A 14,456-nucleotide genomic window follows, 5' to 3' on the forward strand; every position below is an offset into this window, starting at 1 on the left:
AGGAAATGCGATGAGCCGAACTCTCCCTCAGGCGTGGGCAGGGTGGCGCCGCGCGACATAATGCTCAGGGTTGAAAGACTGCGCGGTGGCTGGCTATCCGTCGCCGGAGCGCGGCTCGGTCAGCGTCCATTGCAACATGCGGTGGCCCAGCAAGAAGCCCGCGCCTGCGAGGAGGATCACGGAGCCGAACTGCCAGACCAGCAGCATCAGGCTGACATCTTGCGGATGGAACAGGCGCAGGGCTGCGGCTGCGAGCGCGGTTGCCGCGAGGGTGGCAAGACCGGTCGTGGACATGGGCGCGATGGGCGCTCCGCGCCGGATCATGACGAAGATGAGGACCGCGGGCAGCAGGCTCAAGGCGAAGATGGTGCCAAAGCACATCAGGTCGAACTGCAGTCGACCGTCCGGGCCGATCTGTACCCATTGGCGCCAGCAGCCCTCGCCGAGGCTCGCGAGCCAAATGATGAGGAACGGGAACGGCGCAAAGCGCTCCCAAAGAGGGCGGCCTGGGCAGCCGGCACAGAACGCCGCGGCGGCGGCCATGACGCTCGTAAGCAAAGCGGCGCCGACTTCGATGACAAAGCGGGGATCCTGCAGCCTTTCGGTGATATCGGGCCTTACCCCCACAGCCGCGACCACCAGAGCAATGTAGGTCGCAGAGAGCAGGGCCCAGGTAATGGCCCGCCAAGCGGGGTGCGGAAGCCGTTCGACGGGTTCGGCATCTCGCGCCAGGCTTCGGATGAGTTGTTCCGTTTCCATCTTGCTCACATCTCGCCCTTCAGCGCCTGCCGCATGGCCTTCATGGCCCTGTGCACTGTCACTTTCAGCGAGGCAACGCTCTTGCCCGTTTGTTTCGATGCTTCCTGCAGCGACAGACCCTGCAGCTTCATGAGTTCGATCGCCTGACGCTGCCCAGCCGGCAACGCCATGAGCGCTGCCCGCACAAGCTCCTGATCATCACTCACTTGCTCAAAGGACTTCGTTTCATCGCCCGCGAAGGTTTCAGGCATGATCTCGACCGTGGTTTCCTTGGTGGAACGGGCGTGAACGCGGCGGGCTGCATCGGCGATCCGACGCGCCGAGATGGTCATGAGCCAGGGAAGAAACGGCCTTGCGGGATCGTATGTCTGCCGGACGGAATGGACCGACAGGAGAACGTCCTGGACGATGTCCTCGATGTCTTGCCGGTTCCGCCATCGCTTGCCAACCACGGCCCGAAGGATCGGCAGCATCTCGGACAGCAAAATGGAATAGGCAGACTGATCGCCATCCTGGGCGGCTCGCATCAGATTGCGCCAGCGCTCCTCGCGGGTATCGCTACCCGCCCGGCCACGGGCATAATTGGTTGTTCGATCGGACATGTGACCGGCTCTTATTCTTTGCTGAGCGTAGTGGCTCGTGAACTGAGTGTCACACTCCGCTTCTTAGGCTTTTGGCCTGCCTCACGCCTTATAGGCATATACGAGTCCGACTGAGAGTCGTTTCACGCGCAGTAGCCTAAGAGCATACGTTCTTGCTGCCGAAAGAAAGCACTCACCCCGTAACCTTCATCGATGCGCCAACGAAATGCACAGCAGAGCGGAATGTGCGCGACCTGTCGGGTCACAGAGAGTGCCGCTTGTTTGCGCGACCGGGCCGACTTGGCACGTCGCGTCTAGAAGGGTCCCGATCGTTTCAACTGCGTTCCTCGCGCGATTTCCGGCGCGATTTTGGAGATAAGTCAGCGAGAGCCGAGCGCAACCGTGGCGTCGCAAAATCTACAAAGGTGCGAACCTTTGGGGCTATGAGCCGGCTCTCGGGATATTCAAGTGGAACTGTTCGCAACACATCACGCAGAGATTCACCTTGGCGGAGGTTGAGGCCGCGACTGAACCGCTCCGAAGGCGGATCGAAGTGCTGGAGAGCGCGCTGCATGAGATGGGTGACAGGGGCACTTGACAGTCAGCGCACACCACCCAGCGCAGGGTGTATCGTGTCGATTGTACAGCAGCAAAGAGCGTGCGTTGGTCCGGTTTGCGTCACGAAGGAGAGTTCTGCGTGATGTGGTGGCTACAGTCGAAATTCTTTGCGCGTAACCTTGATTGATCCGGCGACGAAATGCAGCGGCAGGATTGGCCGTGCATAGGACCGGAGAAGATCATGACGCTGTTCGATAGGGTTCTCGATCGCATCGGCCAGCTCATTGCAGAGAGGCTTGAGCGACCACTGAGCGGCTACGAGCCCTATACACCGTCAGACCCCGATACGCTGAGACGAGTTCTCAAGCCCGCCGACGTCGTCTTGATCGAGGGCAACCAGAAGGTCTCATCCGCAATCAAGTATCTCACGCAGTCAACATGGTCTCACGCTGCTCTCTATATCGGCGACGCTTTGGGAAGCGACGCCGGCGAACCGTGCATGCTCATCGAGGCCAATCTCGGTTATGGCGTTGTCGCTGTTCCGCTGTCGAAGTACGCCTCCTTCAACACGCGGATCTGTCGGGCCGTTGGATTGACCGACGAAGATATGCGTCGGGTCGTCGCCTTTGCGACCACTCACTTGGGGGACAAGTATGATACGCGCAACATCGTTGACCTCGCGCGTTATCTTCTCCCGACACCGCCGGTGCCGGTGCGCTGGCGCAGGCGCATGCTTGCGCTTGGCTCAGGGGAGCCGACTCGCGTGATCTGCTCCACTCTCATCGCGCAAGCATTTCAGTCCATCCGCTACCCCATCCTTCCTCGCGTCGAGAGGCTACCTGGGGAAGAGCGGGCTGAGAGCGCTTACAGCAGGCGCGAGATCCATCACATCCGGCACCACAGCCTGTTTGTTCCTCGTGACTTCGACCTCTCCCCGTATTTCCGCGTCGTGAAACCGACGATCGAGGCTGGATTCAATCATCGCGGGCTCAAGTGGGCGGGCGGCGAGATGAAAGCCGCGGCGGCGGGTGCTCCTTTGTAGGCCCGATCGCGTCAAGGCGGACCAGATGCACCGGGCCGAAGAGAGCAGATGCCGCTTCGCCGGTCTGATCATTGTCATTGAAGACAGCGACGTGGCGCAGCTCCGGCGGTTCACGGCCGAAGATCGCGCGGAAGTCCGCGGCGATATCGCGGGTTTCCGTGCACAAGCGGCCGACATCTGCAGCACCGCGCAGCTGTACATAGCGCAGAGACTGAAAGCGCAGCGAAGGCAGTATCGTGCCGTTGGCAATCGGCGTCGATGTCCAAACATACGCCAGCGTGGGAACATCGCGATTGAGGAACGATGGCTCTCCGAAAACGAACATCAGCATCGCACCGAAATCCTCACGCGCGATGTCCCTTACGTCGGCGCTGGCGTGGAGGATATCGACGCGCCAGCTCCATCGAACAGCTCGGAGATCACGGCCTTCAATGTCGAGCTCCTGGTAGAGACCAGACGCGGTGTCGTGCGGCGTGCTGCGAAGGAAGAGGCCGTCAGGGCCGCGCTCAACCGTATAGCTGTTGACGCCGCGAAAAGCGGCTAGCCGGGCTGCGGAGAGCATCTGCGCCGGGTCGGCAAGTATTGGATCATCGGCGCTTGCGGACCCGGCGAAGTCTCCCGCGCCCAACGCTAGGATGGACATGCAAACAAGGTGTCTCATGAGGGACGTATCAAGCGGTCACTGTTTGATATCGTTGAGGTGCCAGTCGTACGCGTAACCGGAGACCGACCTTACGGATTTCAGTTGGTCCAGGAGGGGCGGTGCGGCATACGCCTTGAGGTGACGCATGACACCCTCATCCGAGCCCCCGAAATCAGCTTTGAACCAATTGTAGATGGACGAGATTACAAGGTGCCCTTCCGCAACGGCCGCGCCGCGCGGGTGATTAACATAGGCTTTGGCGGCCGCGTCGAGCTGCTGGCTGAGTCTGGCGCCAGTGAACGCCTCAGGCTGAAGATTTGGACAACCGATGGACGCGCAGTTGACGGCATAATGCACGCGGGGATCTTTGAAGACCGCACGCAGGATGCCATGCTCGATATCGTCAAGGCTGAACTCTACGCCCTCGAGACGCAGGACCTTGGCTTTCCAGGGGCCGCCGGTCAGTGATGCAAAGAGGGTACCACCGAGCGAGATGTCTTTGATCGAGGCGACCGGGTAGTGATCGAGCACGATATCGACGGTCTTGGCATTGTAGAGGTTGGCGAGCAGCGCGAACTGCTCGGGGCGGTCAAGGCCTGCGAGATCGGTCGCTTCCAGGTCACGAATATATTGCTTGAGCGGTGAATGCCCCCTCGCCTTGAAGGGCGCATAGTCGACGCGGGTGATGCCGTCGGCCCCCGTCTGGACGTATTGCTTGAGGAGCCGATCCCAGACGGAATGGTCGACGGTCGCGGGCGAGCCGATCGCAGCCTTGCGGAGAAGCTCGGCAGGTTCAGCCGCACGCGCTGCTGGCGCCATAAAGAGCCCAACCGCCAGGACAAGAGCGATAATTGGGGCGAACCTCTTGGATACGAACAAGTGAGCAATCGGAGTCAACATCATCGTCTTTCTCTCGTGAGCCCCCTTGCCTGAGGCGGAAGCACAATTTTCAGATGTTGAGCAGCATCTCGCAGGAAGCCCGAACCGCGCTGCCTCTGGCTTCGGTCGCGGGCTTCCTGCCTCACCCACGCCCGGATGGGCGCGGGATGCGCGTCGCCGACAAGGCGCCAGCGGGAACGAGCGCCTTGATGGTCATGCAGATGCGTCTCTCATCTCTCTCCTATTTCTTCGCGGCGCAGGGATTGCAGGGGGATTTTGCATTCTTAGCAGCACACGGATTGCAGGGGCCCGCGGGCTTCTTTGCTACGCATGGATTACAGACGGGCTTCTTGGCGCCACAGGGATGAGCGGCCTTAGGCCTGCACGGACCGCAAGCGGCCCGGGCCGGTGAAACTTCCGCCGCGGCCGCTGCGAGCGGCAGGGCGACCGAAGCCGCGAGCAGCGATCTTGTGAGCCTGCGCATCGTTCTCTTCTTCCATTGAGTGTTATTGGGTTGGACGGCTCATCTATTCTCGCCAGCCGGCGGCAAGGTTACACACGCGCTGCACGACAGCCGTCCGCGGATCAGCGCTTCGCATACTCTTTCTGCAGCTCCTCGACATAGGCCGTGAGGGCGGCGAGTTGCTCGGAGTCCCAAGGCAGCGGCTTGCTCATCATCGGCCGTATCAGACAGAACTGGACCATGCCCTCGGCGCTTATCGAGGTGATGCCGGAGACCTCGTTCGGCATCTGCACCATGTGCGGATAGGGTTCCTTGAAGCTGTCGCTGAAGCCCATCAGATCGCTGTGGCAGCTGCTGCACGCCGTCCCATTCGTGCTGAGAGATGTATCGCGGTAGAGCTTCTCGCCAGTCTGAAGCAGCCGGGTGCGATCGCCTGCAAACGGCCTGGTGCCGGCCGGGCGCGTGACCTCGGAGGCCTTGGGTACCGGGAGATCACCTGCCGCGCATGGATTGCATGGATTGTCCGGCCTATTGGCTGCGCAGGGGTTCTTGGCGGCGCAGGGGTTGCACGGAGACTTGGCGCGCGTCGCCGCGCACGGGCTGCACGGCTTTGACGCACGAGGACGGCAGGGCCCGCAGGCAGCGCGCACAGCTGGGGAACTCGGGGCTGCGATGGCAACAGGAAGGGCAACGGCGCCCAAGAGGGCTTTGGTCAACTTGCGCATGGTCGGTCTCCAATACTGGGCTCGTGTACTTACGGCCCACTTGTTCGTACCGGAGGGCGCGCGGGTTACTCTGGGAAGGCGCCATCCCTGCGATCGCCGACGCCCACGCGCATCTTGAGCGCAGCATCGACGCGTGCGATCTGCTGGTCGATGTCGATCGGCAGTTCCGACGTTATCTCGAGGCGGCGATCCTCGAAGACATCGACACCGGCATTGCCACGCTGCCAGTCGTGGATAGCCACATCGCGCTTCCACAGAAGCACCTCGATCTGCGGCCTGAACAGCCGCAGCAGCGCTGTGACCCAGCGATTGGTGGCGAGGCATGGATGGGCGTGATCGACGGCGAACCGGTCGAGCATCGCGAGGACGTCGTCCGCGGCATAGAACGTCTCCCCCGTCACCCATCTGTTCGTCGTGAAGAGGCCGATCGGCAATCCGCTCCTGTCCATGGCGATCGCGACCAGATGGGAGATGGCGTCCTCGCCGAGCGGGCGAGCGGCATCGCCCGCATAGGGCGCCGGCTCGATGCCCGATGGCATCCCCTTCGCACGAAGGAAGGTGTGAAAGTGGCCATGCTCGCCGGTCTCGGCGCGATGAGCATGATAGTAGTATTGGGCCCCCGTCTCGTCGTCGTAGATGTCGCCCTTGGGATAATGGTCGAGTTCGATGAACTCGCCCTGATGCCTCAGGACTTGGGCTACGGGATTTGTTCCCGCCTTTCCGAGCACCCGCAGAGCCTCGAGTACCTCATCGCCGGCGCACGACATGCATTTGAGATTCGATGTGGGGAGGCTTTCAAGATCGGCCGGATCTCCCGCTTTGAGCTGGGCTGCGCTTGGCATGAGATCTCCCGCGATGGCGGCAATGGATTTCGCGCCTTAGCTATTCGCGCCGGGCTGGCGCGGGGTTACACCGCTCCTCAGTCCCTCTGGGCAGCTCCATCTTTGATGAAACCATTTTCAGGCGCGCGCCGAAGCAGGACGTAGTCGAGACGCTGCAGGGAGTTCACACATGCGCAAGACAGAGATCGCAATCCGGTTCGTTGCTTGCGCTCATGCATGGTTGCCTTGCTTGCCGCCGCGGCGCCGGTGCCTGCTCGCGCGCAAGACATCTGGCATCCGAGCTAGGCCTGAGTGGTAGACAACAGAGTCACGAATGCAGGTCATGGCCGGATTGCTCGAATCCGCCGCTTCGCACTCCTGGCAGCGTGCAAAAGCCCTGGGGTGGGACGTTGAGAGCCGCATTGAATTTCGACGAGAGATTTTGGAACGCGATCAGGCCCGTGAGCTCGACGATGGTGTCGTCATTCCACGTCTGCTTCAAGCGCCGGCGTAGCCCGTCGCTGACACCTGGCCGTGTGACGGTCATCGCCTCGGCATACTCGAGAGCAAGGCGCTCCTCGGAGCTGAAGAGCGCACTCTCTCGCCAGCCGGCGAGCTGCTCGACCTTTTCTGCAGGAACTCCGCGCTTCTCGAGCGCCGCCGAATTGATGTCGACGCAAAAGGCGCAGTGATTGATCTGCGATACGCGCACCGTGACGAGCGATCTGAGCGCGGGAGGCAACGGCGAGGACGCCCGGTCGAGGGCGCCGTAGAGGAGCGCAACCGCGGCAAAAACGCATGGCGACCTGGCCCACAGTAGTGCGGGGTCGAGCACCTGGCCGTAGGTGCGTCTCTGTTTCCAGAAAAACACGCGAACCCACCAGGGATACGCGGAAAGGGCTTTAGCGGTGATGACGGGCATGCAGTCGCTCCCATTGTGGATGACGCGCGAGTGCCTGGGCGTCGTCGATATCGTCGAGCTGCGCGAGCTTTGCCACGCTGCACCCACGCAAATTGGCCAGACTGTCCGCAAGGGCGTGCTCCGTTGACCATCGCACGGCATGAAAGGGATTGATGATGCTGGGCCGGCGGCGCAGTCCGATGGCCCAGTAGCCACCGTCCCCCGAGGGCCCAATGACCGCATCGTGCCCTTCGAGCGCATGAAAGGCGCGCGAGATGAGATCGCGGGTGAGCCCCGGAACGTCGCTGCCGAGAACAAGAATGGATCCCCGCGGCAGCGCCCTGGCGACACGTGCCAATCTTTTTCCAAGATCCCCCTGCCCCTGCGCGACGAGACCGAATTGCCTCGGCCAAGGGCCGGAGCGATCGGGCGTGACAGCGAGCCAGGTTTGCCACCGCCGGTCCGAGCGCAGACGCTGCAAGGTATGGGCGAGACTGACGCGCTGGAAACGCAGCGCCGCGGCTGCGCCGACGCCTGCTGCGAGCCGGCGCTTGCCCGTGCCGAAGCTCGGATAGCGTGTAAAGACCACGAGGTGACGGCTAGGGCGCATGATCCTCAATGGGCGGCTCCTTTCGCGCTCCCCTCTTGAAGAAGACCGGCAAGAGCGCGAGCACGCCGAGTCCGACGAGAGCGGCGATCAGGGTCGGACTGAGCACATCCTTGGGGTGCACGTCGCCGCCGGCGTCGAAGACATTCCCCAGGCTCGCGCCGAAGGCGGAGTACACGACGGTGCCTGGGATGATGCCGATGGCCGTGGCGATCACGAAGGGCACCAGCCGCATGCCGAGCAGAGCGGGCGCGAGATTGACGGCCCAGAACGGAAACGCAGGGACGAGGCGCAGGAACAACAGATAGTTGAAAGCATTCCGGCTGAATCCGTCGGCCATGCGCCCGAGGAAAGGGCCGGCACGCTGCCGCAAAGCGTCGCCGACGGCAGAGCGCGCTATTACAAAAAGAGCTGTCGCCCCCAGCGTGGCGCCAACGACGGTCAACGACGCCCCCAGGGGAACGCCAAATAGGAATCCGCCGGCGAGCGTCATGATCGTGGCGCCCGGCAAGGACAGGGCGACGACCCCGGCGTACGCGAGCACGAAGCCGATGCCGGCCCAAATCCCATATCGCATCACGGCATCGAGAAGAGCCTCTCGGTTCTCGCGCAGGGCGTCGAGCGTGAGATATCGGCCGAGTCCTAAGGAGAAGGCGGCAATGATCAAACCGATCAGAATCATGAGAGGCAGAACGCGTCCAAGCGTCATCCGAATGCTCCCAGAAAGCGCACCAGCCACCGTGTCCGTGCCGAGAACAGTATGGGCGTGAAGTAGCTGCCGGCGGCGCGCTTTGAAATCTCGCTCAGTGTCGGATAGGGAGCGATCACGCCTGCCATGTCGCCGATCTTGTGGCCCTTCGAGATCGCCAGCACCCAGGGCAAAATGAGCTCACCGGCGTGCGGCCCGACGATCGTTGCGCCGAGAATGCGTCCGCCTCTCCCGACAACGGCCTTGAGAAAGCCGTGCGTGGTGGCTTCCGCCTGCGCACGGTCATTGCCGGCAAACTCGGCGCGGACAACTCGAACGCCGTCCCCGTGCAGCTTGCGGGCGTCGGCCTCGTTCAGTCCGACCTGCGCGAGCTCCGGATCGGTATAGGTGACCCAGGGCAAGGCTTTCGGCGCGTTCCTGACGGGCAGGCGGAACAAGGCGTTTCGCAGCACGATGCCGGCGTGATAGCTCGCCACATGCGTGAACTGATAGCTGCCGATCACATCGCCAGCCGCAAAGATGCGCTTGTTGGACGTGCGCAGACGCGCATCGACCTCGATGCCTTTGGGTGTGTGGCGCACACCTGCTTGCTCTAGCCCAAGGTGCCGCACATTGGCCTGCCTACCGGTTGCGACCAGCAGGTGCGAGCCCTCGATTCGGCGGGCGTCAGCACCGTTGAGCAGGACCGCAACACCCGATTCGGTCTTCTCCACTCGTTCGATTCTGACGGCCTCGGCTGTCTCGATGCCTTCGGTGATGAACTGCTGACGCACCACGTCGACGGCTTCGGTATCGTCCTTCGGCAGCATGCGGGCGAGATCGAGCACCGTCACCTTGGCCCCGAGGCGCCGGTGCGCCTGCGCCATCTCGCAACCGACCGGCCCGGCGCCGATGATGATGAGGTGCTCAGGGAGAACCGCGTTTTCGAAGATCGTTTCGTTGGTGAAGTACGGCACCGCCTCAAGACCCTGGATCGGGGGCACGAATGGCCGGCTGCCCGTTGCAATCACGAACCGGCGCGCGCGGATCTTGTAGCTTCCGGCGAGAACGGTGTGGCGATCGATGAAATGCCCCCGCGCCTCGATGACCTTGCAACCCAACCCCATGAACCGTTCGACCGAGTCGTGTGGCGCGATCGCGCCGATGACGTCATGAACATGGCGATTGGCGGCTCCGAAGTCGACATGTGCTTCGACACCGTTGATGCCGAAGCGCGTGCTGCCGCGTACGGTCTGCGCAGCCTTGGCCGCCGCAAGCAAGGACTTGGAGGGAACGCAGCCGGTATTGAGGCAGTCGCCGCCCATGCGGTGGGCTTCGATGAGCACCGTCCTGGCGCCCATCTGAGCCGCGCCCGCCGCGACCGACAATCCTGCCGAGCCGGCGCCGATGATGCAAATGTCGGCCTCTATTGTTTCCAACATCTGCGCCTCACCTCGGACCCGCACAGGATGCTCCGCCGAGAACGCAGAAGCGGGCGCAGTGCCTGTGGTTGAGGCTGACGGAGCCGCGGGCCCCGTCGAGGGAGTCCGCGATCTCGAAAGCCTCCGTGTAGGGCAGAAGTGTGCAGGCGACGACGGAGGCGCGGTCAGAACCTTTTCGCCGAATCACCATGCGGGAATTGGAGCACATGACGTCTGACGGCGACTTGCCGAGCTTTTCCCAGCACGCTTCGCTGATCTCGGGCACGTCGCACTGCTCAAGCATCTCTGGGAAAAGTACGAGTTTCGCAGGATCATCCGCATCGATCGGCAGCCCGAGTGCTGAAAACAGCGCGGCGTACCCACGACGCATGTCGGGTTCGATCATGCCCCACACGGTGCGTCCGGCGATCGATAGATTAAAGCCATTCCCGGCGAGCCACTGCAGGCCGTCAATGGTCGGCTGCCAGCTTCGCGGGCCTCTCAGCTCTTCATGGCCATACTGCTCGAAATGATCGAGCGACACACGGATCGCCAGACGGCAGGGAAAGCGCTGCGCAAGCGCCAGGAGTGGCTCTTTCCGCCGCTGCATCGGTCGCATGGCATTGGTCAGGACGAGGACGGAAAAGCCATGCGCAAGAGCGTCCTCGAGCATTCCGGGAAACTCCGGATTCATGAACGGCTCGCCGCCTGTGAATCCGATTTCGGCGGGGCGGTCGGGCAGGTTTGCGGCCTCATCCAGAAACCTAAGCACTTCACCGCGCGTGAGATAGGAAAGGCGGTCGTTTCTGGGCGAGGACTCGATGTAGCAGTTATGACAAGTGAGATTGCACAGGGTACCGGTATTGAACCAAAGCGTTGCGTAGCCGCGGAAGGAGACATGAGCCCGCCTTTCGCCGCGGGCTGTAACGTGTGGATTGCCGAACTTGGCTGGGGGCGTGCGCTCGCAACTCTCCCCAATATCGGAATTGCCTGCAACTTCAGCGCGGACCGCCGTGCTTCTCGCCGCTTCGATTGACATCCATCCTCCGCAATTGGCTTACGAGGAGAGTTTCGCGGGTGACTCGGCAAAGGTTACGGGAGCCGCGGACCAACCTGCGTCGGTGACGGGCTTGGTCAAAGCAGCGCGCAGACCATCATCAGGAGCCCCGCGTGACCGATGCCCCGAGCAATGGAACGCAGGCCTGGCACACCTGATACATAGGCCGGGACATAAATCGCCACCAGGAAGAGAGCAGCGCCGCGGGCGGCCAGCTCATGCGCCGCCGGCTGCATTTCGGCGAGCAAGGCCAAGGGGATGAAGAGGAACCTTGCCTCCATCATGTTGCGGAAAGCGCGCTCCAGACGGCCACCCCAGACCGGCATTGGCGGCGCCTCGTCACGGGGTCCGAGCGCGGCTGTGATCTGTGGTCCTCTCTTGCTGAAGAGCCATTGCGCCAGAGGCGCAAGCAGCCACTGGAGAAAGAACAGCAGCAATATCCAGAGTATCTAGATCGTCATCGCGATTCCCCTTCTCGTCCCGCGGGCTCGATAGGTGGCAGTGCTGCGCGCAGCAAGGGAGGCTCGAGCCAGGCCGATCGAATGGGGATAGGGGGCGTAAGATTCGCATGAGCGCGACATGCAGGTGTGCAACCATCCGCCTTGCAAGGCCGAATAGATAATGAAGCTCCCGAACACGAACAGCATGCATGCCCGCGCCTAAATTCCTCTCCGTTGTCATTCCGCTAAGGGGCAATCACCCGCTCCTGGATCGGTGTCTCGCAGCCTTGGTCCATGGAGAATGCGGCGACGACGTCGAGATCATCGTCGCGACGCCCACTGTCGAGGAGGTTTCGAAGTTGCGATTGAGTGCCGGATTTCGCGTGATCGGGGCTCCGCTCGGCCGAGGCGCATGCCTGTCTGCCGGCGTGCGCGAGGCTAGAGGGGAGTGGGTCCTCGTCCTCCACGCCGATACGGTCCTGAGCGATGGCTGGCGAATGGTCATCCGGACGTTTATGGAAACCCACGCGGACAAGGACGTTGCCGGCTATTTCAGGTTTCGCCACGACAGCCCGTCCTTCCAATCGCGGTGCATAGAGACGTTTGTCGCCTTGCGCTGCGCACTGCTTGCGCTGCCCTATGGAGACCAGGGTCTTCTAATCCGGAAGGCGTTCTATGATCGCATCGGAGGATACCGGAGCGACTTCCCGATTATGGAGGATGTGGACATCATCCGCCGGATTGGCCGAGGTCGGCTGCGCTGTCTCGATGTTGCGGCAGTGACATCAGCCGAGCGCTACGCGCGTGGTTATGCGCGGCGCGTGCTCAGAAACCTGCGGTGCCTCGCGCTGTATTTCGGCGGCATGCATCCTGCCCACATTGTGAAACACTACGAGCGCGCATGAGGCGCTATGGCGCAAGCACACTGACTGGAGCAGCGGATGCCACTGCCGAAGTCGGAACGAGCGAAGATTGAGGCGGTGCCATTGTGGGGTCCCCGCACCGCCGATTTTCTCGAGATGATCGGACCTGAGCATTGCAGCGCACAGCTGCCACAAAAGGTCACCTCTCCGACTACGTAGATGATACTTTGCTTGCTGGATCCCAGACCGCCCGGATGACGTGCGCTGCGCTCGCCGCAGCGACGCTGATCTCGTCGAACAGCGCGGCCATCTCCTCATAGACGCTTTCGTCCGTTTCGTGCTCGGTGATCTCATCAAGGTCGGTGAGGAAGCACAGCTGAGCGGCGATCCACTCCTTCTGCCGTCGTGCCTCCCCCAGGGCGCTCTTGAGCCGTCGGAGGTATTCGAGATCCGAGAAGCGATCGAGCGCGCCATCGAGCGTCGCTCGACATTCGCAATCAAGATGCAGCGAGGAAAGAACACGTCGCAATCGATGCAAAAGGTCCTTGCCCTCCGTCGCGTGTGAGAGAACCGGCATGCAGCACCTCCTTACCTAGGCGCAGATCGACCGCCAGGGCGGATTAGAACCTCGTTCGTGCGGCGCGCGTCTTGCCTTCGGTCAAGAGTGGTCCGCGGCACGTGGCCTGGTAACGGAATCCGAGCGAAACTGACCAGCGCGTGCGCCCTGCTGCCCGCCTCAGAAGTTGATGAGCGAGCCGAGGCTCACGTAGCGGAAGTCATCGATGCCGCCGAGCCCGCCGCCGGTGATCTCGACCCCCTGCTCGCGATACTTGAGCCATAGCGACATCGCTGCGGCATCGATTTCCTGCACGGCGCCGAAGCCCCAGCGCGACAGCTCGCTCTCCGTGGCACCGGCATTGAGCGCCGCGGGCGAGAGCTGGTCGAAATACTCCGCATACTCGCCATAAAGGACGGTATGGCCGAGGGAGAACCATTGCCTGCGCAGGCCGCCCTTTAAATACCACTGGTGCGTATCAGGCTCCGTGAAGCCGCCGCGGAGTGTTATGGCGTCGTGATTGTTCTCCGCCCCGTAGATCGCGTGCAGGAACAATCCCGTCGCCAGATGCTGGAGGTAGCCGCCGGCCTGGAAGAAAGCGGAATCCTTGTCGAGCGATACGCGCGGCGGCTGCGTGGCCTCGTCCAAATTGATCGAGTAGCCGATGCCGAACGCGGCCTTGAAGCCGCCGACCTCGCCCTGATAGCGCGCGGCAACCTCCCAATCGTCGGCCCCGCCGTAGCTCGTCGACATTGAAAAGCCAGCGAAGGTCGGAGTGTCGTAGCGCACGCCGTCCATGACGATGCCGTCGCAATCGCCGCCCCATGGCCGCTGCTGTGAATAGCAGTAGCCGAAGTCGCCCCAGCGCAGACCGAGCAGCTTGCCCCCCTGCCGCAGAAAGAAGGCATTGCCGTCGAACAGGACATAGTTGGCAATGATTTGCGTGCCGGAGAGATCGGTGAACATCGCGGCGCTCTTCGACGCCAGTGCGTTTTTTCCAACCGCGACTTTGCCGAGCTGCTCGCTCGCCAAGTACCAGTACGACATCTGGGTGTTGAGACCGGTGCCCGCCACCGCGGTGGACTGGTCCAACGACATGGGATTGCTCGAAAGATCCTGGATGCGGATCAAGTATCCCGCTGTCCACCCCGGCGCGATCGTCGCGCTGCCCATGAAGCGGAAGTTCGTCGCCTGCGTCGGCCCCATGTCGGTAACATAGGCGTCGCGCTCCACGCCGTCGTCCCAGAACATGATCTGCTTCGAGGCATAGCCCGTGAGCGTGAGGCTGACCCTGCGATTGCCCTTTCTGGCGACCGCGGCCTCGAGCTCGGCAACGCGTGCTTCCAAATCGGCGCAGCACGCATCAATAAGATCAGCCGCAGGGGCAGACAGCGTCGCCGCACATAGGAATGCCGCTGACACCATCGGCAGGCACAGGGCGCAAGCGCGCGG

The 14,456-nt window shown here is 62.4% G+C and carries 16 protein-coding genes; 2 read left to right on the top strand and 14 right to left on the bottom strand.

Going from position 1 to position 14,456, the window contains the following annotated elements:
- Positions 1–93 precede the first annotated feature (93 nt).
- Both F9K20_RS03655 and F9K20_RS03660 read right to left on the bottom strand, forming a co-directional pair.
- Complete coding sequence (locus F9K20_RS03655; protein WP_290997821.1) at positions 94–759, bottom strand: DUF1109 domain-containing protein; 666 nt, start codon at positions 757–759, stop codon at positions 94–96.
- A gap of 5 nt (positions 760–764) precedes the next feature.
- Positions 765–1,361, bottom strand: a complete 597-nt coding sequence (locus F9K20_RS03660) for a sigma-70 family RNA polymerase sigma factor (RefSeq protein ID WP_290997473.1) — start codon at positions 1,359–1,361, stop codon at positions 765–767.
- A gap of 778 nt (positions 1,362–2,139) precedes the next feature.
- Between F9K20_RS03660 and F9K20_RS03665 the strand changes: the two genes are divergently transcribed.
- Positions 2,140–2,940 carry a YiiX/YebB-like N1pC/P60 family cysteine hydrolase gene (locus F9K20_RS03665; RefSeq protein WP_290997474.1) on the top strand — a complete coding sequence of 267 codons (801 nt, stop codon included), beginning with the start codon at positions 2,140–2,142 and terminating at the stop codon, positions 2,938–2,940.
- Here the strand turns inward: F9K20_RS03665 and F9K20_RS03670 are convergent.
- The 10 genes from F9K20_RS03670 to F9K20_RS03715 all read right to left on the bottom strand — a co-directional run bounded on the left by F9K20_RS03670 (position 2,888) and on the right by F9K20_RS03715 (position 11,582).
- A complete protein-coding gene (locus F9K20_RS03670; RefSeq protein WP_290997475.1) occupies positions 2,888–3,502 on the bottom strand; it encodes a DUF3047 domain-containing protein in 615 nt (204 codons plus the stop codon). The two genes, F9K20_RS03665 and F9K20_RS03670, sit on opposite strands and share 53 nt — an antisense overlap.
- A 117-nt stretch (positions 3,503–3,619) precedes the next feature.
- Positions 3,620–4,486: a DUF547 domain-containing protein gene (locus F9K20_RS03675; RefSeq protein ID WP_290997476.1), complete on the bottom strand. Its 867-nt coding sequence runs from the start codon at positions 4,484–4,486 to the stop codon at positions 3,620–3,622.
- Between the two features lie 561 nt (positions 4,487–5,047).
- Positions 5,048–5,260: a hypothetical protein gene (locus tag F9K20_RS03680; RefSeq protein ID WP_290997477.1), complete on the bottom strand. Its 213-nt coding sequence runs from the start codon at positions 5,258–5,260 to the stop codon at positions 5,048–5,050.
- Between the two features lie 455 nt (positions 5,261–5,715).
- Positions 5,716–6,492: a hypothetical protein gene (locus F9K20_RS03685; protein WP_290997478.1), complete on the bottom strand. Its 777-nt coding sequence runs from the start codon at positions 6,490–6,492 to the stop codon at positions 5,716–5,718.
- Between the two features lie 307 nt (positions 6,493–6,799).
- Positions 6,800–7,393: a carboxymuconolactone decarboxylase family protein gene (locus F9K20_RS03690; RefSeq protein ID WP_290997479.1), complete on the bottom strand. Its 594-nt coding sequence runs from the start codon at positions 7,391–7,393 to the stop codon at positions 6,800–6,802.
- Positions 7,374–7,982, bottom strand: a complete 609-nt coding sequence (locus tag F9K20_RS03695) for a TIGR04282 family arsenosugar biosynthesis glycosyltransferase (RefSeq protein WP_290997823.1) — start codon at positions 7,980–7,982, stop codon at positions 7,374–7,376. The genes F9K20_RS03690 and F9K20_RS03695 overlap by 20 nt, the downstream gene beginning before the upstream one ends.
- Positions 7,972–8,688 carry a TVP38/TMEM64 family protein gene (locus tag F9K20_RS03700; RefSeq protein ID WP_290997480.1) on the bottom strand — a complete coding sequence of 239 codons (717 nt, stop codon included), beginning with the start codon at positions 8,686–8,688 and terminating at the stop codon, positions 7,972–7,974. The genes F9K20_RS03695 and F9K20_RS03700 overlap by 11 nt, the downstream gene beginning before the upstream one ends.
- Positions 8,685–10,109 (bottom strand): FAD-dependent oxidoreductase, encoded by a 1,425-nt coding sequence (locus F9K20_RS03705; RefSeq protein ID WP_290997481.1) that lies wholly within the window; start codon positions 10,107–10,109, stop codon positions 8,685–8,687. The genes F9K20_RS03700 and F9K20_RS03705 overlap by 4 nt, the downstream gene beginning before the upstream one ends.
- Before the next feature lie 7 nt (positions 10,110–10,116).
- On the bottom strand, positions 10,117–11,127 hold the full coding sequence (locus F9K20_RS03710) for a radical SAM protein (RefSeq protein WP_290997482.1): 1,011 nt from the start codon (positions 11,125–11,127) through the stop codon (positions 10,117–10,119).
- Between the two features lie 95 nt (positions 11,128–11,222).
- The gene (locus F9K20_RS03715) at positions 11,223–11,582 is read right to left on the bottom strand and encodes an MAPEG family protein (protein WP_290997483.1); all 360 of its coding nucleotides are present in this window, start codon (positions 11,580–11,582) and stop codon (positions 11,223–11,225) included.
- Positions 11,583–11,794: 212 nt separating this feature from the next.
- Here F9K20_RS03715 and F9K20_RS03720 point away from each other — a divergent pair, with 212 nt between their 5' ends.
- Positions 11,795–12,490 carry a glycosyltransferase gene (locus tag F9K20_RS03720; RefSeq protein ID WP_290997484.1) on the top strand — a complete coding sequence of 232 codons (696 nt, stop codon included), beginning with the start codon at positions 11,795–11,797 and terminating at the stop codon, positions 12,488–12,490.
- A gap of 169 nt (positions 12,491–12,659) precedes the next feature.
- On the opposite strand, the gene F9K20_RS03725 is transcribed toward F9K20_RS03720, so the two are convergent.
- Entirely contained in the window at positions 12,660–13,025 is a 366-nt protein-coding gene (locus F9K20_RS03725) for a hypothetical protein (protein ID WP_290997485.1), read from the bottom strand.
- Between the two features lie 159 nt (positions 13,026–13,184).
- The gene (locus F9K20_RS03730) at positions 13,185–14,429 is read right to left on the bottom strand and encodes a porin (RefSeq protein WP_290997826.1); all 1,245 of its coding nucleotides are present in this window, start codon (positions 14,427–14,429) and stop codon (positions 13,185–13,187) included.
- Positions 14,430–14,456: the final 27 nt, after the last annotated feature.

The sequence above is a fragment of the Hyphomicrobium sp. genome, from assembly GCF_009026145.1.
Classification (GTDB): domain Bacteria; phylum Pseudomonadota; class Alphaproteobacteria; order Rhizobiales; family Hyphomicrobiaceae; genus Hyphomicrobium_A.

Bases quoted from the DNA above. Each gene is read 5' to 3' on its own strand.
- F9K20_RS03675 (WP_290997476.1), bottom strand. From the start codon at position 4,486: ATGATGTTGACTCCGATTGCTCACTTGTTCGTATCCAAGAGGTTCGCC.
- F9K20_RS03655 (WP_290997821.1), bottom strand. From the start codon at position 759: ATGGAAACGGAACAACTCATCCGAAGCCTGGCGCGAGATGCCGAACCC.
- F9K20_RS03705 (WP_290997481.1), bottom strand. From the start codon at position 10,109: ATGTTGGAAACAATAGAGGCCGACATTTGCATCATCGGCGCCGGCTCG.
- F9K20_RS03700 (WP_290997480.1), bottom strand. From the start codon at position 8,688: ATGACGCTTGGACGCGTTCTGCCTCTCATGATTCTGATCGGTTTGATC.
- F9K20_RS03710 (WP_290997482.1), bottom strand. From the start codon at position 11,127: ATGTCAATCGAAGCGGCGAGAAGCACGGCGGTCCGCGCTGAAGTTGCA.
- F9K20_RS03685 (WP_290997478.1), bottom strand. From the start codon at position 6,492: ATGCCAAGCGCAGCCCAGCTCAAAGCGGGAGATCCGGCCGATCTTGAA.
- F9K20_RS03695 (WP_290997823.1), bottom strand. From the start codon at position 7,982: ATGCGCCCTAGCCGTCACCTCGTGGTCTTTACACGCTATCCGAGCTTC.
- F9K20_RS03660 (WP_290997473.1), bottom strand. From the start codon at position 1,361: ATGTCCGATCGAACAACCAATTATGCCCGTGGCCGGGCGGGTAGCGAT.
- F9K20_RS03670 (WP_290997475.1), bottom strand. From the start codon at position 3,502: ATGCTCTCCGCAGCCCGGCTAGCCGCTTTTCGCGGCGTCAACAGCTAT.
- F9K20_RS03725 (WP_290997485.1), bottom strand. From the start codon at position 13,025: ATGCCGGTTCTCTCACACGCGACGGAGGGCAAGGACCTTTTGCATCGA.
- F9K20_RS03690 (WP_290997479.1), bottom strand. From the start codon at position 7,393: ATGCCCGTCATCACCGCTAAAGCCCTTTCCGCGTATCCCTGGTGGGTT.
- F9K20_RS03680 (WP_290997477.1), bottom strand. From the start codon at position 5,260: ATGGGCTTCAGCGACAGCTTCAAGGAACCCTATCCGCACATGGTGCAG.
- F9K20_RS03730 (WP_290997826.1), bottom strand. From the start codon at position 14,429: ATGGTGTCAGCGGCATTCCTATGTGCGGCGACGCTGTCTGCCCCTGCG.
- F9K20_RS03720 (WP_290997484.1), top strand. From the start codon at position 11,795: ATGCCCGCGCCTAAATTCCTCTCCGTTGTCATTCCGCTAAGGGGCAAT.
- F9K20_RS03665 (WP_290997474.1), top strand. From the start codon at position 2,140: ATGACGCTGTTCGATAGGGTTCTCGATCGCATCGGCCAGCTCATTGCA.